The organism is Novosphingobium sp. BL-S-21, assembly GCF_055521655.1.
This window is the reverse complement of record NZ_CM145496.1, coordinates 2,534,534-2,558,863: the sequence shown is the minus strand read 5'-3', so window position 1 is coordinate 2,558,863 and position 24,330 is coordinate 2,534,534. Positions and strand designations below refer to the sequence as shown.

The 24,330-nt window shown below is 67.1% G+C and carries 17 protein-coding genes and 1 tRNA gene; 5 read left to right on the top strand and 13 right to left on the bottom strand.

Annotated features, from left to right (window positions below; all coding sequences use genetic code 11):
• Window positions 1-4: 4 nt before the first annotated feature.
• The 3 genes from ACZ1J6_RS20700 to ACZ1J6_RS20690 all read right to left on the bottom strand — a co-directional run bounded on the left by ACZ1J6_RS20700 (window position 5) and on the right by ACZ1J6_RS20690 (window position 4,406).
• Complete coding sequence (locus ACZ1J6_RS20700) at window positions 5-2,251, bottom strand: FdhF/YdeP family oxidoreductase (protein WP_465127949.1); 2,247 nt, start codon at window positions 2,249-2,251, stop codon at window positions 5-7.
• 151 nt (window positions 2,252-2,402) lie between these two features.
• Entirely contained in the window at window positions 2,403-3,899 is a 1,497-nt protein-coding gene (locus tag ACZ1J6_RS20695; RefSeq protein WP_465127948.1) for a lipopolysaccharide biosynthesis protein, read from the bottom strand.
• Window positions 3,900-4,319: 420 nt separating this feature from the next.
• Window positions 4,320-4,406 (bottom strand) — tRNA-Leu (locus ACZ1J6_RS20690).
• Between the two features lie 257 nt (window positions 4,407-4,663).
• Here ACZ1J6_RS20690 and ACZ1J6_RS20685 point away from each other — a divergent pair.
• Window positions 4,664-5,608, top strand: coding sequence for a complex I NDUFA9 subunit family protein (locus ACZ1J6_RS20685; protein WP_132268353.1), 945 nt, complete (start codon window positions 4,664-4,666; stop codon window positions 5,606-5,608).
• A 94-nt stretch (window positions 5,609-5,702) separates the two neighbouring features.
• On the opposite strand, the gene ACZ1J6_RS20680 is transcribed toward ACZ1J6_RS20685, so the two are convergent.
• The 5 genes from ACZ1J6_RS20680 to tsaD all read right to left on the bottom strand — a co-directional run bounded on the left by ACZ1J6_RS20680 (window position 5,703) and on the right by tsaD (window position 10,898).
• Window positions 5,703-6,320 (bottom strand): hypothetical protein, encoded by a 618-nt coding sequence (locus ACZ1J6_RS20680; protein WP_134094164.1) that lies wholly within the window; start codon window positions 6,318-6,320, stop codon window positions 5,703-5,705.
• A gap of 201 nt (window positions 6,321-6,521) precedes the next feature.
• Window positions 6,522-7,244, bottom strand: coding sequence for an OmpA family protein (locus ACZ1J6_RS20675; RefSeq protein ID WP_132268351.1), 723 nt, complete (start codon window positions 7,242-7,244; stop codon window positions 6,522-6,524).
• An 86-nt stretch (window positions 7,245-7,330) separates the two neighbouring features.
• The gene (locus ACZ1J6_RS20670) at window positions 7,331-8,854 is read right to left on the bottom strand and encodes a lipopolysaccharide biosynthesis protein (RefSeq protein ID WP_243654366.1); all 1,524 of its coding nucleotides are present in this window, start codon (window positions 8,852-8,854) and stop codon (window positions 7,331-7,333) included.
• Window positions 8,851-9,867 (bottom strand): NAD(P)H-dependent glycerol-3-phosphate dehydrogenase, encoded by a 1,017-nt coding sequence (locus ACZ1J6_RS20665; RefSeq protein WP_465127947.1) that lies wholly within the window; start codon window positions 9,865-9,867, stop codon window positions 8,851-8,853. Before ACZ1J6_RS20665 ends, ACZ1J6_RS20670 begins: the two co-directional genes overlap by 4 nt.
• Window positions 9,864-10,898, bottom strand: coding sequence for a tRNA (adenosine(37)-N6)-threonylcarbamoyltransferase complex transferase subunit TsaD (tsaD, locus tag ACZ1J6_RS20660; RefSeq protein ID WP_465127946.1), 1,035 nt, complete (start codon window positions 10,896-10,898; stop codon window positions 9,864-9,866). Before tsaD ends, ACZ1J6_RS20665 begins: the two co-directional genes overlap by 4 nt.
• A 126-nt stretch (window positions 10,899-11,024) precedes the next feature.
• Between tsaD and hemC the strand changes: the two genes are divergently transcribed.
• Genes hemC through ACZ1J6_RS20645 form a run of 3 tightly spaced genes read left to right on the top strand, consistent with a single transcriptional unit; the run spans window position 11,025 to window position 13,588 of the window.
• Window positions 11,025-11,903, top strand: coding sequence for a hydroxymethylbilane synthase (hemC, locus tag ACZ1J6_RS20655; RefSeq protein ID WP_465128288.1), 879 nt, complete (start codon window positions 11,025-11,027; stop codon window positions 11,901-11,903).
• A gap of 7 nt (window positions 11,904-11,910) precedes the next feature.
• Window positions 11,911-12,618, top strand: a complete 708-nt coding sequence (locus tag ACZ1J6_RS20650; RefSeq protein ID WP_465127945.1) for a uroporphyrinogen-III synthase — start codon at window positions 11,911-11,913, stop codon at window positions 12,616-12,618.
• 19 nt (window positions 12,619-12,637) lie between these two features.
• A complete protein-coding gene (locus ACZ1J6_RS20645; protein WP_132268343.1) occupies window positions 12,638-13,588 on the top strand; it encodes a hypothetical protein in 951 nt (316 codons plus the stop codon).
• 183 nt (window positions 13,589-13,771) lie between these two features.
• Here the strand turns inward: ACZ1J6_RS20645 and ACZ1J6_RS20640 are convergent, their stop codons facing one another.
• Together ACZ1J6_RS20640 and ACZ1J6_RS20635 are read right to left on the bottom strand one after the other, a co-directional pair.
• A complete protein-coding gene (locus tag ACZ1J6_RS20640) occupies window positions 13,772-15,016 on the bottom strand; it encodes an FAD-dependent monooxygenase (protein ID WP_132268341.1) in 1,245 nt (414 codons plus the stop codon).
• Window positions 15,013-16,716 carry an alkaline phosphatase family protein gene (locus tag ACZ1J6_RS20635; protein ID WP_465127944.1) on the bottom strand — a complete coding sequence of 568 codons (1,704 nt, stop codon included), beginning with the start codon at window positions 16,714-16,716 and terminating at the stop codon, window positions 15,013-15,015. Before ACZ1J6_RS20635 ends, ACZ1J6_RS20640 begins: the two co-directional genes overlap by 4 nt.
• Before the next feature lie 97 nt (window positions 16,717-16,813).
• On the opposite strand from ACZ1J6_RS20635, the gene ACZ1J6_RS20630 reads away from it, so the two are divergent.
• The gene (locus ACZ1J6_RS20630; RefSeq protein WP_465127943.1) at window positions 16,814-18,904 is read left to right on the top strand and encodes a protein-disulfide reductase DsbD family protein; all 2,091 of its coding nucleotides are present in this window, start codon (window positions 16,814-16,816) and stop codon (window positions 18,902-18,904) included.
• A 21-nt stretch (window positions 18,905-18,925) separates the two neighbouring features.
• On the opposite strand, the gene ACZ1J6_RS20625 is transcribed toward ACZ1J6_RS20630, so the two are convergent.
• The 3 genes from ACZ1J6_RS20625 to ACZ1J6_RS20615 form a co-directional block, all read right to left on the bottom strand.
• A complete protein-coding gene (locus tag ACZ1J6_RS20625; protein ID WP_166675212.1) occupies window positions 18,926-19,081 on the bottom strand; it encodes a hypothetical protein in 156 nt (51 codons plus the stop codon).
• A gap of 129 nt (window positions 19,082-19,210) precedes the next feature.
• Window positions 19,211-21,187 carry an MGH1-like glycoside hydrolase domain-containing protein gene (locus ACZ1J6_RS20620; RefSeq protein ID WP_465127942.1) on the bottom strand — a complete coding sequence of 659 codons (1,977 nt, stop codon included), beginning with the start codon at window positions 21,185-21,187 and terminating at the stop codon, window positions 19,211-19,213.
• Window positions 21,188-21,466: 279 nt separating this feature from the next.
• Window positions 21,467-24,295 (bottom strand): TonB-dependent receptor, encoded by a 2,829-nt coding sequence (locus ACZ1J6_RS20615; protein WP_465127941.1) that lies wholly within the window; start codon window positions 24,293-24,295, stop codon window positions 21,467-21,469.
• Window positions 24,296-24,330 lie beyond the last annotated feature (35 nt).

The window sequence follows — 24,330 nt, the reverse complement described above, 5'->3', positions numbered from 1 at the left end:
GCTTTCAGGCAGCGCGGACGATCTCCACCGGGATCGATTTGTAGGCCGGCGTGCCGCTTACCGGATCGTAGTCGTCCAGCGGCACCAGGCAATTCGCCTCGGGGTAATAGGCCGCCAGCGAGCCGCGCGCGATGGCGTGCTTGACCACCGTGAAGCCCTTGAGCGCGCGCCCGGCCGGCGTGGTGACATCGACGATGTCGCCATGGGCCAGCCCCAGCATGTCCAGATCGACTTCGTTGGCGAAGATCACGTCACGGCGCCCCGTCACGCCGCGATAGCGATCGTCGAGGCTGTAGATCGTGGTGTTGTACTGGTCGTGGCTGCGGATGGTGGTGAGCAGCATCGACCTTGCGCCGTCTTCGCGCGCGGAGGGGTGGGCGATGAACTGCGCCTTGCCGCTGGGTGTCTTCCAGATCCGGTCGCTGGGCGGGATCGTCAGGCGGAAACCGCCCGGCTCGCGAACGCGCCGGTTGAAGGCGTGGAAATCGGGATAGACCTGCTCGATCCCTTCGCGAATGCGGTCGTAGTCGGCGACCAGGCCGTCCCAGTCCACCCGGGTGTGCGGCATGGCGGCCTTGGCCAGGCCCGCGACGATCGCCGGCTCGGAGCGGACATGCGGCCCCGGCGCCTTCAGCTTCCCGCGTGAGGCATGGACCATGGACATGCTGTCCTCGACCGTGACGAACTGCGCGCCGGCTTCCTGCTCGTCCAGCTCGGTACGGCCGAGGCAGGGGAGCACCAGCGTCTCGCCCGCGGTGAGCAGGCAGGTGCGGTTGAACTTGGTGAGCACGTTGACCGAAAGATCCAGCCCCCGCACGGCGGCGAAGCAGGCTTCGGGGTCCGGCATGGCCACCGCCAGGTTGCCGCCCAGCCCGATCAGTGCCCGGGAGCGGCCCTCGCGCATGGCCTCCAGCGCTTCCACGGCATTGTGCCCATGCGCGCGGGGAGAGGCGATGCCGTAAGCGGCGTCGAGCCGTTCCAGCATGTCCTCGGTCGGGATCTCGGTGATGCCGACGGTGCGGTCGCCCTGCACGTTGCTGTGGCCCCGCAGCGGGCAGATCCCCGCGCCTTCCTTGCCGAAGTTGCCGCGCAGCAGCAGCAGGTTGGCGATGGACTGCACGTTCTGGGTGCCGTGGCGGTGCTGGGTGATGCCCATGCCGTAGCAGACGATCACCCGCTCGGCATCGATATAGACTTTGGCCATCGTCTCGATGGCGTCGCGGGTCAGGCCGGACTCGGTCTCGATCCAGTCCCACGAGGTCGCGTCGAGGTCGGCCTTGAGCGCCTCGATACCTTCGGTGTGCTCGGCGATGAAGGCGTGATCGAGCGCATCGGCCGCAATCACCAGCTTCATCATGCCCTTGAGCATCGCCATGTCGCCGCCGATCCGCACCTGATGATAGGCCGAGGCCAGCGGCGTGGCGTGAGCGGAGAGCATCTCGGTGGGATGCTGGGGCGACTTGAAGCGCTCCAGGCCACGTTCGCGCATGGGGTTGGCGACCACGATCGGCACGCCCCGCTTGGAAGCGGCGGCCAGGGTCGAGAGCATGCGCGGGTGGTTGGTGCCGGGATTGTGACCGATGCAGAAGATCGCATCGGCATGGTCGAAGTCTTCCAGCGTCACCGTGCCCTTGCCGATGCCGATCGACTTGGGCAGCCCCACGCTCGTCGCTTCATGGCACATGTTGGAGCAGTCGGGGAAATTGTTGGTCCCGAACTCGCGCGCGAAAAGCTGGTAGAGGAACGCCGCCTCGTTCGAGGCGCGGCCCGAGCAATAGAATTCGCAGGCATGAGGATCGTCCAGCGCGCGCAGCACCGCGCCGGCACGCGCGAAGGCCTCGTCCCAGCTGATCGGCACGAAATGATCGGTGTCGGGGTCATAGCGCAGCGGCTCGGTGAGGCGCCCGGCGTCCTCCAGCCGGTGGTCGCTCCAGGTCCACAGCTCGCTTACGCTGTGCTGCGCGAAGAAATCGGGATCGACGCGCTTGACGGTCGCTTCCCAGGTCACCGCCTTGGCGCCGTTCTCGCAGAATTCGAAGGAGGAGGTATGCTTCGGGTCGGGCCAGGCGCAGCCGGGGCAATCGAAACCGTCGGGCTGGTTCATCTGCAGCAGCGCGCGCGTGTCCGGGCTCGCCTTCATCTGCTCGCGCACCGTCCGCGCCACAGCCCCCAGCGCACCCCAGCCGCCGGCGGGGCCCTTGTAGTCGCTGATGCCTTCGAGATTGTCGTCCGCGGTGTGCGTTTCGGCCATGACCCAGGTTCCTTTCAAGACCTTGGCATAGACGACGATGTCGCGGAGGAACAGGGTGCCGGCGGCGGGGATCGCTCGCTTCGCCGCGGGTTTGCCCTGGCGGACGAGTTGTCCTGGCGGGGCTGGGCTGGCGGGGCTGGGCGGGGCTGGCCTAGCCGAGCTGGCCCTTGCCGCGCCGAAAGCGATCCGGCAGGAGGTTCCCGGCCAGCCGCAGCATTTCCGCCATCGCCTGCCGCCCGCCCGGCGTGCAGGCCTGCGCCGCCACCGCGCCGAAGTAGCTGGCGACGACCGCCAGGGCCAGCAGCAGCACCGTTGGCAGTCCCCGCCCGACCAGAGCCTCGCGCGCCATCGCCACGATCCCCCAGGCGAACAGCCCGCCCGCCAGCGAGGGAAGCTGGACGAGGTACATGAACCGCTGGGACACCGGCGTGCGCCTCGTCGCATAGTGATATTGCAGCGGCAGGGTCGCCAGCTGGCCGGTGAAATAAGCGCAGGCCACCCCCACCGCGCCCCACCGGACGCCGATGAAGAAGCTGATGATACTGATCGTGCTGGAAAACATGCCCCAGTACATCATGTTCCGGGTGTTGCCGGTGCTGATATAGAGCCAGCCCGTGGTGCTGGGCACGCATTGCACGATCGCGGTGAGGCTGAGCCAGAAGAAGATCGGGCTCGCCGCCGCCCAGCGCTCGCCCAGCAGGAAGGGCACGAGCTGCTCGCTGCACATCGCCGCCGCCAGGATCCCCGGCATGGACACGAGCGCCAGCGCCCTCAGAACCAGTTCGTAGACTCGCCGATAGCGCGCCGGATCGCCGCGCACCCGGCCCAGCACGGGCAGCATGACGCGGCTCAGCGGCTGGTTGAAGTTCTGCAGCGGGAACAGCATCAGCTTGTAGCTGCGGTCGTAGAGGCCCACTGCCTCGGCGCCCTCGGCCTTGGCGACGATCACGTTGTCGAGATTGCGAGCGAAGAAGTTGATGAGGTTGAAGCCGGTCAGGTTCGCGCCGAAGACCACCAGCTTGCGCACGCCCCGGAACGAGGCGCCGAGACGCGGCCGCCAGGGGTAGGCGCGCCACATCATCACCGTGCTCACCACTGCGTTCAGGAAGATGCCCAGCCAAATCGCCCAGTAGTTCTTCAGGATCAGTGCCGCGAGCGCGGTGAGCACGAAAGTCGCGATGGCGACGACGATGTCGTTGATGCTGAGGGCATGGAAACGCATCTCGCGGTTGAGCAGGGCCTGGTGCTGGAGCTTGAGACCGGTGACGAGAATGGTCAGCCCGGTCGCGGCAGTGACATAACCGGCGCGCACATCGCCATAGAAGCTGCTCACCAGCGGGGCCAGGGCGGCCATGACCAGGGCGGCGAAGATGGAAATGAGGACGCTCAGCCAGAACAGCGCATTCGAATGCTCCTGATCCAGCTCGCGCGCCTGCACCACGGCCTGGGTAAAGCCCAGGTTCTGGAACGTCATGATCAGTCCCATCAGCGGCGCGACCATGGCCGATACGCCGTAGTCGGACGGAGACAGGGTGCGGGCGACGACGATCGTGGTCGCCGTGGTGGTGAAGACCTTCACGATCTGCGCCACCCCCGTCGCGGCCATGCCCCGCGTCGCCTTGCGCCCGATCTCGTCGGTTTTCGCCATGGCCTAGGCCGCGGAGACGGTGAGGACGCCGGAGATGACGGCGATGATAACGGCAGGGATCGACTGCTGTGCCGGCGCCTTCAAGCCTGCGACCTTTCGAAGCTGCAGTGGATGCGGCAGCACTGCCGCCGTTCACAGACTAATCCCGCCGCCGGGAAGGCGCCATCACCCGAAAGGTCCGGATCCAGGCTATCGCTTCGATGGGTGGAAACGATCTTGGTTCCCGCAGCCCTTCCAAAGAACCGGGAATTGTCCGCATGGGTTACGCCGAAAGCGGTAACAGTGCCGCTACGCCAGCGAACCCGTCCGGAATCCGGATGCTTGCAGGCGGCCGATCGCGGGCCATGGAATGTGGGGGAGGCAGATACGACTAGGGGCCGTCTTTCGACGGCCCCCGACGCTTCTCAATTGCTTGAGAAATGGTGCCCAGAAGAGGACTCGAACCTCCACGCCCTTGCGAGCGCCAGCACCTGAAGCTGGTGCGTCTACCAATTCCGCCATCTGGGCACGGAAGCGAGGGGGCTGATCTGCCGTCCTCGCCGGGTAGGAGGGCGCCTCTAAGCGGCGGCCGGATTGTTGTCAACGCTCGTTCTCGAACTTTTTTCAAATCGCGTGAAAAAAGGCGAAATCTCCTTCCGGAGCCTCCGCCCGGTTGCTCGGGAACCGGCCTTGTGCCAAGGGCGCTTATCGTGCGCGAAACCGGCGCAGGCGGCTTACTCTTCCTTCAGCCGCGCCTGCGCCACGCTGAAGGACCCGTTCTTATCATGAGCCAAGCTACCGACCCTCTTTACGGCAAGATCGTCACGCTGCTGGGCGGCAGCGGCTTCGTCGGCAAGCATGTCGCCCAGGAACTGCTCGCACGCGGTGCGCGTCTGCGTATCGCCAGCCGCAGCCCCAAGAAGTCCTACGCCCTCAAGCTGCTTGGCAACCTTGGCCAGGTGCAGTTCGCGGGTGTCGACGTGACCAAGCCCGAATCGCTGGCCGCCGTCCTGGCCGGATCGGACGCGGTGGTGAACCTGGTGGGCGCCTTCACCGGCAATCTCGACGCCGTCCAGGGTGAAGGCGCAGGCCGCATCGCCGCCGCCGCCAAGGCCGCCGGCGCCGCTGCCTTCGTTCACATCTCGGCCATTGGCGCCGACGCTTCTTCGAGCGTCGCTTATGCCCGCACCAAGGCCGAAGGCGAAAAGGCCGTGCTCGCCGCCTTCCCTGCCGCCACGATCCTGCGTCCCTCGGTCATGTTCGGCCCGGACGACAATTTCGTGATGATGTTCGGCAATCTCGTCTCGCGCCTGCCGGTCCTGCCGGTCTTCGCGCCGCAGGCCCAGCTCCAGCCGGTCTTCGTGGACGACGTGGCCCTGGCCGTCGCGGAAACGCTGGGTGCGCCGCAAGTGCACGGCGGCAAGACCTTCGAGATCGCCGGCCCCGAGGTGATCTCGATGATCGACCTCAACAAGCGCATCGCCCAGGCCGCCTGCCGCAACCGCAGCTTCGCGGAGCTGCCTGACGGCGTTTCCGGCCTGATCGCCGCCCTGCCGGGCACCCCGATCAGCGGCGACCAGCTCAAGCTGCTCAAGGCGGGCAATGTCGCAAGCGGCACCCTCCCGGGCTTCGCCCAGCTCGGCATCACGCCGCGCCCGCTGGAGCTGTTCCTCGACCGCTGGATGATGCCGTTCCGCAACCACGGCCGCTTCGGCGTCAAGGCCGCCTGATCGGCCAAAGGCCGAACGGCACACGCCGGCCGGACAGAAAAAAGGGGGCGGGAAGTCTGACTTCCCGCCCCCTTTTTCGTGGCGTTCGACAAGCTCAGAGCTTGCCGAACTTCTCCTCGTAAGCGCCGGTATCGCCGGCCGAGAGCATGCGGGCCTGTTCCACCCAGCTGTCGCGGCGGGGGCGGCCGGCAAAGGCGCCCAGCTTGCCGTCCAGTTCGTCCAGGTCGGCATCGGTCCAGGCGGCGATCTGCGCGAAGCGAGTGATGCCCAGGGCATGGAGCAGCGTAAGCATCTTGGGTCCGAGACCCTTGATCTTGCGCAAGTCATCGCCTTCGGCAGGTGCGTCCTGGGCGGCAACAGGAGCGGGAGCTGCGGGAGCAGGGACCGCCTCCGGCTCGGCCGCGATCGTCTGCGGCGGCGTTTTCGCCGCATCGACTTCCTCTTGCGCGGCCACGGCGATCACTTCGCCGATGCCGGCCATCGTCCCTGCCATGGCGGGCGGATCGATGTGGACAGGCGCGGTGAACTGCGCGGCGGGCGGCGCATCGTCTATCAGGGCCTGGTTACGCTGCGCGGGCGCAGCGCCTTCGTCCAGCACGTCGGGCCGATGCTGGCGCGGCGCGGGCTTGGAGGCGCGCGCAAACAGCCAGTAGGCAATCGCGATGCCGACCAGCAACGCGACGACGAATATCAGCCAATTGGCCGAAATCATTTCCACCACAACTTATCCCTTCCGGTTCCACACCAGCCAGCCGATGCCGAAACCTGCCATGTAGGTCAGCAGCACCGAAACGGCCATTTCAAGCCATAGCGGCATCGGCGGCTCCTTTCATCGTAATTTGCACCCTGGCGGCGGCCCGGCCTACGCCGGTGGCGATGCCTGTCACGCCGGACCTCATCATTCCGGGCGTCCTCATTCCGGTCCCGGCGTGTCGATCGGCGTCGGCTTGACCGGCGCGGAGGCGATGACCGAGAACTCGATGCGGCGATTGGCGGGGTCGAGGGGATCCAGCCCCTCGATCGGAGTCTTCGATCCCACGCCCGAGGCGCGCAAACCGTCGGCGGGAATCCCCCGGCCGACCAGCCCCCAGCGCACCGATTCCGCCCGCGCCAGCGAGAGCGCCCGGTTCGCCGCGGGATTGCCGGAAGCATCGGTATGGCCGGTCACGGCGATGATGCTGCCCACGCAGGGGCGCAGGGCTTTCGCCACTTCGTCCAGCAGACGCTCGCTGACCGGGTCGATCCGCGCGCTGGCCTCGGTGAAGCGGATGGAGCGACTGGCCAGGATCGCCTCGACATCGTCCTGGCAGCGCAGCTTGGTGGCATCGCCGTCGCCCTCGCTCGACCAGGATATGCCGCCGATCCCGGGCACGCCGGCCACGGCGGCGGCCACGCGCTTGCGGGTTTCGGAATTGAGGCTTTCGCCGCCCGACAGCACCGGGTGCCGGGTCAGCCAGCCATAGCGGTCGCGAAAGGCGAGATCGACGCCGGGACCGCCGGCCTGGTCGCGCACGGCTTCCGCCTCGCGTTCGAGCTGGCCGATGAAGACCGGCCCCCGCACCCGGGTAGCGACAAAGGACAGCGCCAGGCAAAACACGGCACCGGCGGCAACGATGGAGGCGCGACGGGGATTCATGGCTTTAGCCTAGAGCAATTTCGAACGCGGCGGAAACGCCTCTCGGGCCGAAAAGACACGAAAATCCAGGAAAATGCCGCAGACCGTCACGCCGTCTTGGTTTTCTGGAACAGCTTTCGGTCTTCCGGGCCGAATGCCTTCTTCCAGATCACCAGGAAGTAGGAGCCCAGGATGGCCGGAATGCCGAAGGCCAGTTCCGCCCACTCCGGCAGGAACTGCGTGGCCAGATAGCCCAGCACCACCGCCGGCGCCGCCGCCCAGACCAGCGCCCAGCGCCAGTTGTTGATCGGTTCCTTCAGGAAATCCGCCAGCATCTTCGACTTGACCAGCGACGCGAAGCCCAGCGCCAGCATCAGCGCCGCCGCGGCCGTGGCCGCCTGGAACAGCGAGTTGTAGCCCAGCTTCTGCATGGCCAGAATGCCGCCCAGGGTCAGCACCGCCTGAAGGGCGATGGTCAGGACCGAGACGACGAGGTTGCGCATGCGGGCGACGTAGACGAGTGCGGCCTCGCTCACCACTGCGGTCGCCGCCACCACTTCGGCAGCGAGCAGGAACACCAGCGCGCCCGTGCCGCCCACGAATTCGCGGCCGACCAGGCCCATCACGCCCTCTCCCGGTATGCCCAGCGCCAGGGCAATACCCGCCTGCGCCGCCGTGATCCAGAAGCCGACCTGGCAGACCTGCCGCGCGATCGCGGCGTAGTCCTTTTCCTTCAGGTTGCGGGTGATGACCGGTCCCAGCACCGGCTCGAAGCTGGTCTTCAGCTTCTGCGGCAGGCTGGCGACCTGCTGCGCGGCATAGTAGACGCCCACCGCCGCGGCGGGAGCCAGGAAGCCGAGCAGGAAGAGGTCCACGCGGCGCGTGCCCCATTCGATCGTGTCGGCAAGCGCGATCGGCAGCGATCGCACGGCCAGCTTCTGCATCTGGCGCGGGCGCGGGCGCCAGCCCTGCGGCAGGCCATATTCGCGGAAGAAGGGAATGAAGGCCATCACTGCCGCCGCGAAGATCGAGCCGATATAGGCGATGGACAGGCCGCTTTCCGGCGCGATCCAGATCATCGCGCCTGCCAGGATCGAGATGACCCAGGGCTCGACGATGGCGCGCGACCACACGGTGGGCGTCACTCGCAGGCGGTAGGCCAGCGCCGCCAGCCAGATCTCGGTCATGGTCAGCGGCAGGATGGCGATCACCATCAGCCGGTCGATCTGGGTATAGTGCCCGCCCGGGAACATCGGCGCCGGCACCAGCCAGAAGAACAGCGATGCCGCGCAAGAGGCGATCACCGCGATGATCATGCCGTCCGCGATCACATTGGCCGGATGGACCTGCCCCTCGGTATCGGAAAGGCGCTGCGCCAGGCCGCGCTTCTCGCCCATGGTGCAGATCATCGAGGTCAGCTCGATCACCACCAGCGCCGAGGCGAAACGTCCCAGCGCCGCCGGACCGTAGACCGAGGCGCGACCGGCGATGAACAGGAAGGGGATGCGCGCGGCAAGGCGCAGGAAGAACCCGAAGAGATTGGTCCGGCCGCCCTTGGCGAGCGCGGCAATATCGTCGTGTTCCTTGCTTGCCTGTTCCGCCGCGGTGCGGGTCACGATACCGTCGGTCAAGAAAGCGGCTCCTGCTCGGCGCGAAGCGGACGGGCGAGGATCTGCACCACCACGTCGCTGGCCGGGGCCTTGCCTTCCAGCAGGCGGCACACGGCTTCGGCGATCGGCATCTCGATACCGTCGCGCCGGGCGATGTCGGCCAGCACGGGGGCAGTCGCGGCGCCTTCGGCCACCGAATTCTTGCCGGAAAGCGCCTCGGCCGCGGTCAGCCCCTGTCCGAGCGCAAGGCCCAGCGAGAAATTGCGACTGGAGGTAGAGGAACAAGTCAGCACGAGATCTCCAAGGCCGCAGAGACCCGACAGCGTTTCCGCCCGGGCCCCGCGCGCAAGGCCGAAGCGCAGCATTTCCGCGTAGCCGCGCGCGATCAGCGCGGCACGGGCGTTCTGGCCGAGCTTCAGGCCTTCGACGACGCCGCAGGCAATCGCCAGCACGTTCTTCACCGCGCCGCCGATTTCGGCGCCGATGACATCGTCGGAATAATAAGGACGCAGCGCCGGCCGCGCGATGACGGGCGAAAGGCGCTGCCACTGCGCCTGCCCGCCCGAACAGGCGAGCGTGACCGCGGTGGGCAGGCCGGCCGCCACTTCATGCGCGAAAGTCGGGCCGGACAGCACGGCGATGGGGGAGCCGGGCACTGCCTGCGCGGCCACCTCGGCCATGAGGCGGCCGCTGCCTGCCTCGATGCCCTTGGCACAAAGCACGAGATCACCGGAAAAGCCCAGGGCGGGAAGCTGCGAGAGCACGCCGCCCAGGAACTGCGCCGGCACGACCGCCAGCAGCACCGGCAGCGCCGCCAGTTCGGCAAGGTCCGAAGTGGCCCGGACGCTGTCGGCCAATGCCGCGCCGGGCAGATAGAGGTCGTTGAGCCGCTCCGCATTGATGCGCGCGGTCAGTTCCGGCTCGCGCGCCCAGAGCAGCACCTCGCTGCCGTCCCCAGCCAGCGACTGCGCCAGCGCCGTACCCCAGGCGCCCGCGCCGATCACGCCGACGCGCGTCTTTTCGAAACTGCTCATGCCTTCACTCCGGCGCCGCGCACGGTTTCCGCATCCGGGTCGAGCGGCCAGCGCGGGCGCGCGGCAACATCAAGCGGGTCGGACTGGCCCATGGCGAAGCGCTCGACGCCCGCCCAGGCGATCATCGCCGCATTGTCAGTGCAGAGGCCGAGCGGCGGGGCCACGAAATCGAGATCGTGCTCGGCCGCCAGCGCTTCGAGCGCCCCGCGAATCGCCTTGTTCGCCGCGACGCCGCCGGCAACGACCAGCGCGTTGAGCGGGCCGACCGAGGCCAGCGCCCGGCGCGTCCGGTCGATCAGGCAATCGATGGCCGCCTGCTGGAAGGAAGCGGCGATATCGGCATCGGCATATTGGCCGGACTGCTTGGCGCGCATCACCGCGCTCTTGAGCCCGGCAAAGGAGAAGTGCGGTTCCTCCGACCCCTTGAGCGGACGCGGCAGCGGCACCTTCTTCGCGTTTCCCTCCAGCGCCAGTCGTTCCATCGCCGGACCGCCCGGATAGCCGAGACCGAGCAACTTGGCAGACTTGTCGAAAGCCTCGCCCAGCGCGTCGTCGATGGTGGTGGCGAGGCGGCGGAACCTGCCTACGCCTTCGACCAGCAGGATCTGGCAGTGCCCGCCGGACACCAGCAGCAGGAGGTAGGGATATTCGAGCGCACCGTCGGCCAGGCGCGGCGAAAGTGCGTGGCCTTCCAGGTGGTTGACCGCGATCAGCGGCTTGCCGGTGGCCATCGCCAGGGCCTTGGCCGTGACGAGCCCGACCATCACCCCGCCGATCAGGCCGGGGCCTGCGGTGGCGGCGATCGCGTCCACGTCGTCAAGCGTCATGCCGGCATCGGCCAGGGTCGCCTCGATCAAGGGCGCGATCCGCTCCGAGTGCGCGCGCGCGGCGATTTCGGGCACGACGCCGCCATAGGGCCGGTGTGCCTCATCCTGCGAGGCGATGCGCTGGGCGAGGATCGTGCGGTCGCTGGCTACCAGTGCCGCCGCCGTCTCGTCGCACGAGCTTTCGATGCCCAGTACCGTACGCATTTCAACTTTCCCTGAACGACCCTTCCACTGGACGACATTGACGGGTAGCACAACCCGCCGATGACGACGCAAACAGACACGCAAAAACATGGCTTCCGCCTCGGTACCCGTCGGTCGCCGCTGGCGATGGCTCAGGCTGAGGAAGCGCGCGACCGGTTGGCCGCGGCACACGGAATCGATCCTGCGCATATAGAGATCGTTGCCGTCACCGCCAGCGGGGATCGCATCCAGGACCGCGCTTTGGCGGAAATAGGCGGCAAGGCCCTGTGGACGAAGGAGCTGGACGCCTGGCTCGCCGCCGGAGAGATCGATTTCGCGGTCCATTCGGCCAAGGATGTCGAGACGATTCGCCCCGCAGCCTTCACCATCGGCGCCATCCTCCCGCGAGAGGATGTACGCGACGTGCTGGTGGGCGCCGAGAGCATCCGCGCGCTGCCGCAAGGCGCCGTGGTGGGCACGAGCGCGCCGCGCCGCGCCGCCCAGCTGCTCCACGCCCGGCCCGACTGCACGGTGGTGACGTTCCGCGGCAATGTCGCCACCCGGCTGGCCAAGCTGGCGGCGGGAGAGGCCGATGCCACCTTCCTGGCCGCCGCCGGGCTCAAGCGCCTGGGCGAAACCGGCACCGGCCATCCCCTTGACGAGGAAGACTGGCTCCCTGCCCCCGCGCAGGCCGCGATCATGATCGAGTGCCGCGCAGACGATGCGCGCACGCTCGGCTTTCTTGCGGCGGTCGACCACGGCGAGAGCCGCGCCTCCGTCCTCGCCGAACGCGCCTTGCTGGCCGGTCTCGGCGGCAATTGCCACAGCCCCATCGCCGTGCTCACCCGGCTTGACGGCGATGGCCTGGCGATGCGGGCGGCGCTCTACAGCCCCGACGGCGCGGAACGGGTGGAGGGTGCGGCCCGATTTGCCATGAACGATCCCGAAGGCCCCGCACGCCTGGCGGCAGACCTGCTGGCCCGCGCGGTTCCCGCCATCGCCGTCCACTTCGCCGGACCGGCCTGACTCCCTCATGAGCGCCCCGCGCCTGCCCGTCATCGTCATCCGCCCCGAGCCGGGCGGGGCGGCGACGGTCGCGGCGGCAGACCGGCAGGGTCTGGATGCCCGCGGATTTCCGCTGTTCGAGATCGTCCCGCTGAACTGGCATCCGGTCCCGCGCGAAGAGGTCGATGCGATACTGATCGGCAGCGCCAATGCCATGCGGCAGGCCGGACCGGCGCTGGCGGACTATCGCGGCCTGCCCGCCTATGCCGTGGGCGAAACGACGGCCGCAGCCGCGCGGCAGGCCGGATTGGACGTGGTGCGGGTCGCGCGCGGCGGATTGCAGTCGGTCATGGCGCAGCTGGATCCCGGTCACCGCAGGTTGCTGCGCCTGGCCGGGCGCGAGCGGGTGGACCTCGCGCTTCCCGCGCCCTGCACCATGGCCACGCGCGAGGTCTACGCCAGCGAGGCGCTGCCCATGCCCGCCGAACTGGCGCGCCTGCTGCAGGACCCGGCGCTCGTCCTGCTGCATTCGGGCGAAGCCGCCGCGCATTTCGCCTCCGAATGCCGCCGGCTTTCACTCCCGCGGACGCGGATCGCGCTTGCCATCATAGGTCCGCGCCTCATCGCGCGGACCGGCGAGGGCTGGGCTGCCGTGCGCTGCGCCGCCGCCGCCAATGACGCCGCGCTGCTGGCCTTGGCCGAAGAGATGTGCCAAGGCTTCCCCTCGGGATCGTAAACTGACAGAACCACACTTGATGCAGGACTTCACCTCGCCGCAGCCTTCTCCAATCTCGCGTCCGCGTTCGCGCGGGGGCCTGTTCTTCGTGGCATTCATCGCCTTCCTGCTGGGCGGGGCGCTCGTCGTCTGGGCCGCGCAGGACGGGCTGCTGGACAAGATCCTGCCGCAGCGCGCCGCAGACCCGGCCGCGCCGCAGCCCGAAACGCAGCCGACGGCCGCTCCGGTGCCTGCCCTGCCGGCCGCCACCGCACCTGCCTCGCCAGAGCAGCTTTCCTCGCTCAGCTCGGTGGAAGGCCGCCTTGCGCTGATCGAGGACCGCATTTCGCGGATCGATTTCCAGACCGACGCCGCTTCCGGCAATGCCGCCCGCGCCGAAGGGCTGCTGATCGCTTTTGCCGCGCGCCGCATGGTCGATCGCGGGGAACCGCTCAGCTACGTGGCCGACCAGCTCCGCCTGCGCTTCACCAATGCCCAGCCCCGCGCCGTCCAGACGGTGATCGAGTTCTCGAAGAATCCGGTCACCATCGATGAGCTTTCCGCTCGCCTCGAAGCGCTCTCGCCCGAATTGAGCGAAAGCCAGAGCGACGAAAGCCTGTGGCAGAAGGCCCGCCGCGAGCTGTCCAGCCTCTTCGTGGTGCGCCGCGAATCCTCCACCCTGCTGACGCCCACGGCCCGCATCGACCGCGCCCGCCTGATGCTCTCGGCCCGCCGCATCGCCAATGCCATCAGCGAAGTCGAGCGCCTGCCCAATGCCCAGGCCGCGCAGACCTGGACCGCCGACGCCCGCCGCTATCAGGACGTGCAGGACGCGCTCAACCTGCTGGAAACCACCGCCATGCTCGAACCGCGCCGCCTCACCGACGCGGAAGGCCAGGCCGTCGACCAGCCCAGCCCGCTGGCGACGCCCGGCGTTCTGCCCACCGACCTGCCCTCGGCAGATGCCTCGGAAGCGGTTCCTTCGGAATAAGGTCTGGATGCGAGGGCGAAAGCTCTCGTGCATCCGGCGCCGGCAAGACCCGCACGGCAAGGACGGCTGACGCCTCTGCACGCCCGTCATCCCGAACCTGTTTCAGGATGACGTGGTTTTTTCGGCCTCGAACCTCTCGCTGCACCCTTCGTCCAAGCGACAGTGCAAGCGGAGGTCCGCTTTCTATGCCTGCAGAAGCTCGGGCAGCTTGCCCGACATGCCCCGCGCCTCGTCCATGAAGAAGCGCTTGAGGCTGGGCAGGCGCTGTACCGCGCCCATGCCGAGACGGCGCGCGGCGCTGGGCAGGCGGCCGGGAATGCCGAACAGGCGGGTCAGCCCATCGGTAACCGACATGACCATGAACGTATCGAGGCTGCGCCACTTCTCATAGCGGGCCAGCAGCTGGGCGTCGCCCGGCTCCAACCCGAGGCGCATGCCCTCGGTGAGCACTTCCACCAGGGCGCCCACATCGCGCAGGCCGAGGTTGAGGCCCTGCCCGGCGATCGGGTGCATGCCGTGGGCCGCGTCGCCGATCACCGCAAGCCGCTCGTCGATGACGTGACCGGCGTGATGGAAACGCAAGGGATAGCTCATGCGCGGCGCGGACAAGGTGATCTTGCCGAGCACGCCGTGCATGCGGCTTTCCACCTCGTTGAGGAACATGGCATCGGGCATCGCGATGATCCCCGCGGCATCCTTCTCCGCGACCGTCCAGACGAGCGCGCTGCGGTGGCGGCCCTGGTCGTCGTCGAGCAGCGGCAGCAGGGCGAAAGGCCCGGCCGGATAGAAGATTTCCCAGGCCGTGTTGGCGTGGGACTTTTCGTGGAACAGCCCGGTCACCATGGCGCGGTGCTTGTAGTCCCACTTGGCAAGGGCGAAGCGGGCCTCGTCGCGGGTGGGCGACTGGCGGCCCTCGGCGGCGACCAGCAGGCTGGACTTCAGCACGCGGCCGTCTGACAGTTCCACTTCCACCCCGTGCGGGCCGCGATCCCGGCGTACCGCTTCGGTGCGGACGTGCCAGGCGATGTTCTTTTCCTCGCGCGCGGCGGCGAAGAGGGCGAGGCGCAAGTCGCGGTTGGCGAACATGCGGCCCAGCGAACCTTCCTCGGGCTTGGGCGTGAAGTCGATCCGGCCAGGCTTCATCGAATCGGTGACCGCGATCGAATCGATCGGGCAGCCGAGATTCTTCAGCGCGGGCGCAAGGCCGATATTCGTGAAGAGGTTCCAGCTCGCCGTCGAGATGGCCGAGGCGCGGCCATCCGCGCCCTCGGCGGTCAGGTCGGCCGGGTCAGCCCGGTCGATGACGTGGCTGGTGATACCCGCCCGGGCCGCGGCAAGCGCCAGCGTCATGCCGACGAGGCCGCCGCCCAGGATGATCAGGTCGCGGTATTCCGCCTTTTGGTCTTGCGTCGCTGCAGAGTCGTTCATCGACGGCAGCTATCGGCCTCTCCGGCGTCGATGTCGAGACACCTTCCGTCCCAAGTGCCGGCGGGCGCGGTCAGGCCCACGGTTGCGGCCAGGGTCGGCGCGATGTCTACGGTCTCGACCGGGGTGGGCTGTTCGAAGCCGACCATGCCCTTGCGCCAGAACAGCATCGGCACCCGGCGGTCGTAATCCCAGGGGCTGCCGTGCGAGGCGACCTTGAAGGGCGCGGGCTTGCCCGGCACCACGCCGCGCACGGTCAGCATCTGCACTTCGCCCGAGCGGCCGGGCACGAAGGAGGCGCGGACTTTCTGCTCCATGGTCCAGTCCTGCGGGTTACCCTTGGGCTCGGGCCACTGCATGATCTGGTCCTGCGTGTAGACCGCGGCGATCTGCGGGTTGGTCTTCAGGCGTGCGACGAGCGCGGCCATGACCTTCTGCTTCTGATCGGGCGTCAGTTCGGCCGAGAACCAGACGCTGCCCGCCTCGCCCGCACCGTAGAACAGCGGTCCGTTCTTCACGGTAATGCCGGTTTCCTGCGCAACGGCAGCGGCCAGTTCCTTGGCCGAGAGCGCCGGATCGATGCGGGCGGCATCGGGATTGCCGCGCAGCTTCTGCCGCTCGGGCGCATCGAAGCCGCCATGGTCGGCGCTGAGCACGACTTCGTAGTCGATCCCGCGCGCGTCGAGGGCATCGAACAGGGTGGCCAGCGCTTCGTCCAGCACGTTCATCTGGATGCACATTTCCACGCCCTCGGTACCGAAGGCATGGCCGACCTTGTCAGTGGCCGAGAAGCTGACCGACAGCACGTCGGGCACGGCATCCTTGCCCATGCCCAGTTCGTCGACCATGCGCACGGCCATTTCGGCAGTGGCGGTATCGATGCGCGGGCCGTTGGAATAGGCATTGAAGTCGCCCGCAGCCAGCGGGAAGCGATAGGTGCCGATGGTGAAGTCCTTGATCGGCGTCGCGCGGTCAACATTGCCGCACCAGCCCGGCACCGGCAGAGCGCCGTCACCTGCGGCAACGCGCCTGGCCATGACCGCGTTCTCGGCTTCGACAGCCTTGGTGATCTTGCGATTCTCGAACGTGGTGAAACCCTTGGGACCGATCCAGTAGACGGCATCGGTGTCATGCCCGCTCATCATCACGGCGGCACGATCCTTGGCGGAAACGGCCGCGTTGATGGTCTTCGGGTTGCGCTTCTTCATGAGGTCGCCCAGCGTCGGCGCCTTGAGGTGCGCGGCGCTGACCACCGGCTTGTCCGGCGTCGATTTCGGGTTGGTCTCGTCCTCGACGCAGTAGACTTCCTTCTCGGCGCGGCCGATGCCCGGCATGAACCAGGAATTCGCAGTGATGCCCGTGCGCGAGGGGTGCACGCCGGTCAGTAGTGTGGAGTGGCCGGGGCAGGTCTCGGTGGCGGCATGCGACTGGAAGCCCGAGGCGAAGACAGCGCCTTGCAGCAGCCGGGTGAAGCCCTTGGTGAAGTGCTCGCGGTACTGGGCGAAGAGGTCTGCCGAGAACTGGTCCACCGAAACCGCAACGATCAGCTTCGGCTGACCCTGCGGCGAGACGGCCGAAGGGGCGGCCGAAGTGGCGGCGGAAGGCGCGGGAGCGGCCGGTGCTTCCTGCGCCGTGGCGGGGGCCGAAACGGCCAGAGCCGCGATCAGGGCCAGCGGGGCAAGCGACGAGGAGAGCAGGCGCATCGGGGGTCTTCCTTGAAATGTCGGCACAATCGGCGCAGATGCAGCGATGTCTGGAATGCGCGAATGACGCAAGCGCCGCCCAACGCACGGGAGTTTCATGGAAAAGCGCCGCTATAGCCTGTTTGTGGCACTCATGTGTCAGATGCTGGCGCTCGTACTCATGCCGCTCGCCGCGCGGGCCGCTGCACCGCACATCGCCGCCGAACTGGTGGCGGGTCCTGCCGCCGCGCCCGGCGGCGAAACGACCATCGCCATTCACATGACGCCCGAGAAAGGTTGGCATGGCTACTGGTCCAACCCGGGCGACGCCGGGCTGGGCATGCAGCTTGACTGGACATTGCCGGACGGCGCCCGGACGGGCGCGCCGCGCTATCCGGTGCCGCAGACGCTGGTGGTCTCCGGCCTGATGAACCACGTCTATGAAAGCGACTATGCAGTCCTGGTGCCGTTCACGGTACCGGCCGGGGCAGCGCCGGGAAGCCGGATTCCCGTGCATGTCCGCGCACAGTGGCTGGCCTGCACCGAGCAGATCTGCGTGCCCGAACAGGCCGATCTCGCCGTGGAAGTGCCGGTTGCGACAGGGCCTTCCGCCCCGGCCGACCCGCGCTTCGCCGAATGGCAGCGCCGCCTTCCCGCGCCGCTCGATGCTGCCGGAACCTTCAGCCTCGATGACCGCGCGGTGCGCCTGGCCATTCCGCTGCCCGCCGCGACTCCGCTGGAAGGGCCGCATGTCTTCGTGGGCGAGGACAAGCTGATCGATTATGCCGGCGCGCAGCAATTCGCCTGGAAGGGCGACATGCTGATCGTCACCCTGCCCCGCGCCAAGCTCGATGCGCGCGGAACGGACCGGCTGACCGGAGTGCTGCGCCTCAATGCAGCCGGCGACGGCATCGCCTTCTCCGCCGCCCCGGGCACGGTTCCTGTCGGCGGCGTGCCGCTGGCCAGCGACGACGCAGCCCCTGAGCTGCCGTCCCTGCCGCTGCTGCTGCTGGCCGCGCTGGCGGGCGGACTGCTGCTGAACGTCATGCCCTGCGTCTTCCCGATTCTCAGCCTGAAGGCGCTCAGTCTCGCCCGTGCCGGCGAGAGCGAACAGCATGCCCGGATCGAAGGGCTTGCCTATGCCGCGGGCGTCATCCTCGCCTGCCTGGGTCTCGGCGCCGTGCTGCTGGCCTTGCGCGCAGGGGGCGAACAGGTCGGCTGGGCCTTCCAGCTGCAGGAGCCGCTGGTCGTCGTCGGCCTGCTGTTCCTCTCCGCCGTCATCACGGCCAATCTGCTGGGCCTATTCGAGTTCACCGTGCCCGGCTTCGCCTCGGGCGGCCCGTCTTCCAGCGGTTCCTCCTCCGGCTCCGCGCGCCCCGGCCATTTCAGGGGCGCTTTCGCGACCGGACTTCTGGCAGCCTTCGTCGCGACGCCCTGCACCGGCCCCTTCATGGCCAGCGCCATGGGCGCAGCGCTGCTGCTGCCGGTGCTGCCCGCGATGACCCTGTTCGCCGCGCTCGGCCTCGGCATCGCCCTGCCCTTCCTGGCGGTCGCCTTCATTCCGGCGCTGCGCAGGCGCATGCCCAGGCCGGGCCGCTGGATGGTGACATTCCGCTACTGGATGGCGCTGCCCATGGGCCTGACCGCCTTGGCGCTGGCCTGGCTGACATGGAAAGTCGGCGGAACCGGCTTTGCTCTGGCCGCCCTGGCCGGCCTGCTCTTCGTCCTGGCCGCGCTCTTCGTCGCCGGCCGGGCGCAGCACCGCGGCAAGTCCGCCAGGGCCGCAGCCCTGATCGCCGCGGCCCTCGCGGTGCTGGCGCTCGTCGTGCTGCCGCGCCCTGCCCCGCCCGCGGCGACGTCGGACTCTTTGCTCGCAGCCCGGCCCTTCAGCGAAAAGGCCCTTGCCGAAGCACGCGCCGCCGGCAAACCGGTGTTCGTGTGGATGACCGCCGACTGGTGCCTCACTTGCAAGGTCAACGAGCAGGTCGCCATCGAGCGTGAAGACACCCGCGCCGCTTTCGAAAAAGCGGGCGTGGTGGTGCTGCGCGGTGACTGGACCCGGCGCGATCCGGAAATCACGCGCTATCTGACGGCGCAAGGCGCAGCCGGGGTTCCGCTTTACGTCTGGTATGCAGGCAGCGCCGGAAAGGCCGAGCAACTGCCGCAAGTGCTCACGCCCGAACTCCTGGCGGGCAAGGCCGGAGCCTGATTACCGGCACGGGAACGGCCTTCAGCCGGTCTCGTGCTTGAACAGGCCCATGAACAGCACCGCGCAGGCAATGTGCGCGGCGGCGATCCCGGCCAGCCAGCCCGGCATCATCAGGGAAAAGTCGACGAAGCACGAAGCGGCGGCGACGAGCGAAGCGAAGGGATAGCCGTGAGACATGCCCCAAAGGGACGCTCCGACGGTTAATTCCGGCTTGCGCAGGGCAGTTTCTTCCGGGTTAACGAAAGAAATTCCCGGCGGGCTTTCCGGGACTTGCCGTCCTCGTCGGAAACCCCGCCGGAAACGAAATCAGCGCGCGAAAGCCTTGAGTTCCGCAAGCCGGATCGCTTTCCCGCCCGCCGGCGTCATGGCCACGCGAATCCGCTCCGCCGGCACCGGCGTCCAGCTCAGCCGCGTCACGCCATTCGCCAGCGGCGCGGCAGCGGGCGCCGCCACGACCTGCCAGCGCCCGTCGCGCCACGCCTCGACCCGGACCTTGCGCGGCGCCGCGAACTTCCCGCCGTCCGCAAAGAACGCCAGTTCGGTGGCACCCAGCGTGACCGACTTGCCGAAGTCCACGGCATACCACTGCTCGCTCGCGCCGGCCGCGGAATCCCAGCCATTGGGCAGTTCGGGATAGAACCAGGCGCGGCCGTCGATGCCGTCGTGGAGCTTCTCCGCCTCGGTTCCGGAAGACGCGCTGGCCTTGGGGAAGTTGCCCCGCACAAGCTGCACCGCCAGGTTCGTCTCACGCAGGACCGGCGCGTTGGCCTTGCGCGTGAGCGGCACCTCGATCCGGCCGAGGTCGCCCCGATGTGCGACTTCGGCGCCGTCCACGGCGATGGTCAGACCCTTGCGGCCATAACGCCTGCCATCCGCGTCCCAGGTCACCGAGACCTCGTGCCCGTGATAGGGCACGCGCTCGATGTGGAACCAGCCCAGCGCCTGGGCGTCGTTCGCCGCCGGAAGGAGCGGGTTCACTTCCAGCACGTCGTCCGCGCGCGGACGGATGCCGACCAGGCCGGTCATCACCAGATCGAGATAGCCGGAATGGAAGTAATGATGGCTGCGGTCCAGCCCGACGATCGGCTTGCCGGTCTCGGGGTGATAGTCCTCTTCGAGGTCGAGGCGCGCGCTCCGGCCCTCTCCCTGATAGTGCATCTGCGTATATTGGCGCAGCAGGCGCATGTAGTCGCTGCGCGTCACCGGACCATGCTCGTCGTAGTGATCGAGCAGATTGGCCATGCCGGTCAGCACTTGCGTCGTCTGATAGGGCCAGGTCGGGCCGTTCCACTGGCACTCGGGCGCGGTGCCGAGATAGCGGTACTGCCGCATGTAGTATTCGTAATTCTGTTCGACGGTCCGCATCCCGGCCTTGCCCCCCAGGGACGCGGGATCGAGCAGATGCGCCCAGGCCTGGGAATACTTCGCATCGTCCGGCACCAGGTCGAACATCCAGGGCAGATAGCCCACCAGCTCGCGATTGCGGATCTGGTCCCAGTACTTCACATGCTCGTTATCGACCTGATAGCGATCGACGAAGTGGCCCAGCTTCGGGCTCCACAAGTCTGCCAGCACGCGCGTGCGCAAGGCCTGGGCGCGGTCGGCATATTCCCTGGCCATGGCCGTGTCGCCCGCCATTTCCGCCATGCGCGACAAGGCGCGGGCATTGGCGAACATGTAACTGTTGACCGAGGGCCGGAAGGAATCGCCGCCCCGGAAGCCGTCCTTGCCGCCCGAGGCGTCGATCGAGGAAACGGTGTACTCGGTGGCATCGAGCAGCGGCTCGACGAAATAGAGGCCCTTGGTAAAGTCGAACTTCTCGTCCCACAGGCGGTAGATGTGGCGCATCGTCTTGAGGTGGGCCAACACCGCCGCGCGGTCACCGTCCACCAGATAGCGGCCCCAGACCGAGTCCGCCATGTGGTCGGTGAAGTGGCGGTCGTTGCCGCCCTCGTACATGAAATTCACGTAGTCGTCGGTGAACCGGCGGTCGTTCAGCCAGCGTCCCTCGGCGATGTGGAAGCCGCTGGCATCGTTGAGGCTGGCATAGGGCTCGCGCTGCCAATCCACGTCGTCGGCGAATTCAGTGGTGACGTAGCCCTGCGCGCCAAGGTCGCGCTGGTGGGCCCGGAACAGGCCCCAGCGATAGTAATAGACCGCGTCGATCTTGGGATCGGCGCTTTCGAAGAAGGGAATGCGCTGCTCGTACCAGGCGGCATCGTTGCCGAAGCGGGCCTTGGCGATGGCGGCGGCGTCGAGCTTCGGGGAAGCCGCCGGAGCCACGGAAGCGCCGAGACCGGAATTACCGGCAGCAGCAGCAGAAGGTTGGGAAGATGCGGCGGGCGGCGGGCTGGCCCCGCACGCAAGAAATGCCGCGGTGGCGAGGATCGTCCGGAAGTTTCCGCGCATCGTTACCCCTTCATGGTCTGGCGAGCGTCAGCAGGTGCCGAAAATAATAAGGCGGCCGTCCTCCGGGCCTGGTTGGGAGAGGAGCCCGGAGGAACGGCCGCCCATGGCGGACCGCGACGCGGAATGGCGTGCGCCGCGGCCTGCCTTGTCAGGTTAGAACTTGAAGCGAACGCCCGCTGCGAACGTACGGTCGATCAGCAGCGTGCTCGAGTTCATCGTCGTCGGACCGCCGGCATCTTCGAACTTGTAGTAGTTCTGCTGCTTCGCCTTGGTGATGTTCACCGCGTCGAAGGTCAGGCCGATGTCCTTGGTGATGTTGTAGGTGAGCTGGAAGTCCAGGCTCTTCTCAGGCTTGCGCCAGAACCCGATCGGGTTGGCGAAGGCACGCGCCTCGTTGCTCTGGAGGAAGCCCTTGCGCCACACGTACGACAGACGTGCACCGATCGGACCGCGCTCGTATGCCAGCGTTGCGTTATACGAGAACTTCGAAACCGCGAAGAATGCCGACTTGGTCAGGACAGTGTTGCCCGCTGCGTCGGTTTCGGGGATCGTCTGTTCCGAGTCCAGGATGGTCGCGCTGCCCTGGAAGCCCAAACCGTCGAGGATGCTGGGCAGGTACGTCGGGAAATAGGTCAGCCCGATTTCCACGCCCTTCAGCACGCCGTCGGAAGCATTCGTCGGTCGGGTGACCTGGAAGTAATCCGTGGCGGTGCTGCCAACGATCGTATTGTTCGGAATGTATTCAAGCGTGGTGAGCGGAACGACGAGGCCCTGGATTTCGCGGCGGAAACCGGTCACGTAGATCGCGCTGTTGCGTTCGAAGTACCATTCCAGCGCAAGGTCGTAGTTCTTCGAGCTCGTGGCCCTGAGAGCCGCGTTGCCGGCCGAACCCGTGCCGAAGCCCAGGCCCGACAGGTCACCCGTGAGGCTGACGTTCGGATTGAGATCACCGAATGCCGGACGACGCAGGGTTTCACCGTAGTTGAAGCGCAGACGCAGGGTAGGCGTGATCTCGTAGCGGGCAGTGAAGCTCGGCAGGAACTTCGTCTGTCCGGTCGAAACGCCGGTACGCGCAAAGCCATTGTAGCGATCGAAGTAATTATAGTCGGTATCGACCGTAACCAGACGGACACCGCCTTCGACCAGCAGCGGGCGACCGAAGATCTCCACCTCGCCGTCCGCCAGCAGGTATGCTGACAGCGTGACTTCGTTGATGTCGAAGACGCGACCGAAGGTCATCTGGTCGGACAGCAGCAGGTTCGGGTTCACCGCCTGGTACATCGAGCGAATGGCATCGGCGTTCTTGTAGAGCGCAGCGCCATTGCCCAGCACCCAGCTGGTGGGAACATCGGCGCGGCCGTCGAAGAATCCGCTGTTCGTGAAGATGTAATCGTCGCCCAGCGAAGCCAGCGTACCGCCCAGGGCGCCGGCGCTCTGTTCGCGCACGAAAGTGCTGGCCTTGCGGTTATCGTAACGGAAGCCCGCCTTGACGCGCCGGAGGAAGCCCTCATCCCAGTCGTAGTGACCGTCGAGCAGGAAGGTCCAGGAGTTGCCGGTGCTCTTGTTGCCGTTGTCGAAGAGATCCCCAACGGTCCAAGCGTTCGGATCGGTCAGAACTTCCGGCGTACCGAAGCTGTAGGACGGGATACCGCCGCCGGCGTTGAAGTCCACGTCGAGATCCAGAGGACCGCGATTGGTGCGCATGGCAAAGAACGAGGTTTCGTTCTTGCTGTCCTGGTAGGTCAGGTCAGCCGTGATCTTGCCGCGATCGCCGACATCCCAATCGGCATTCAACGAATAGACGTAGCTGTCGGTCTTGTTGGTGGCGTAGTCGGCGCTGTTGAAGCCCGCGACGCTGCCAACCCGGCGCGACTTGACGATGTTGGTGCCATCGTAAAGTTCGAAGGTCGAACCCGGATTGTCGCCAAGGTCACCCCACCAGTCAGCATAGCTGAACATCAGCGAGTTGGAAGTGTTACCCCGGAATCCGGAGTAATAGAATTCCGCAGTATAGACCGACCGATCATTGGGCGCCCACTGCAGTGCCGCGTTGATCGACGGACGCTCGCGCTTGCCGTAAAGATCGGAGCTGATGACAGCGTCGCGCGACAGATAGTAGGGCACGTCGACGCCATCGATGTTCAGCGTCGAACCCGGCGTGGTGGGCAGGCCGGCGTTGAGGCCCGGCGTCCAGTAGGGGTTTGCCGGATCCGTATTCGGGAAAATCCGCTGAAGCGGCGTAAGGAACGTGCCCGAAGGCGGATTCTCGGTCGCGAACGGCACCAGCGCACCGGCCTGCACGTTCATGTTGCGATACTTGGAGCGCGTATAGCTGCCGTTTATAAGGAAGCCGATTTCGCCGATGCCGGTTTCCCAACGATCGCTGACGAGCAGAGCCACGTTCGGATTGAACTCGTCCGCCAGCTCGCTGTAGATGCCGCGCGCAAGGCCGGAGACAGTGAAGCCGTCGAAATCGAACGGACGACGCGTTGCCACGTCGATCTGGCCGGCAAGGCCGAACTCCAGCTGATCTGCCGAGCGGGTCTTGTAGACGTCGATCTTCTTGACGAGGTTCGCGGAGACGTCCTGAAGCGCAAACGAAGTGCCTGCGGCAGTGAAGATGTTGCGGCCGTTCCAGGTGGTAACCGGATCGGACAGACCACGAATGGTGATCGTGGCGGTTTCGCCGCCGGCACGGTCGGTGACCTGAATGCCGGTGACGCGCTGGAGCGCTTCGACCACGTTGTTGTCGGGCAGCTTGCCGACGTCTTCAGCCACGATCGAGTCAACGATCTGGATGTTGTCCTTGCGGCTGTTGATGGCGCCGACGATCGATGCGCGGACGCCGGTGACGATGATGTCTTCGGCGGTGGCATCGGAATTGTCAGCCGACTGCGGCGCGACATCCTGGGCCTGGGCGACGGTGGCGAGGCTCAGAGCGAAAACGGATGCTGTGCAGAAAGCGAATGGCTTCAAGGCCATGGATCAACCCTCCCATTGGGGCTGGCCCATACCAT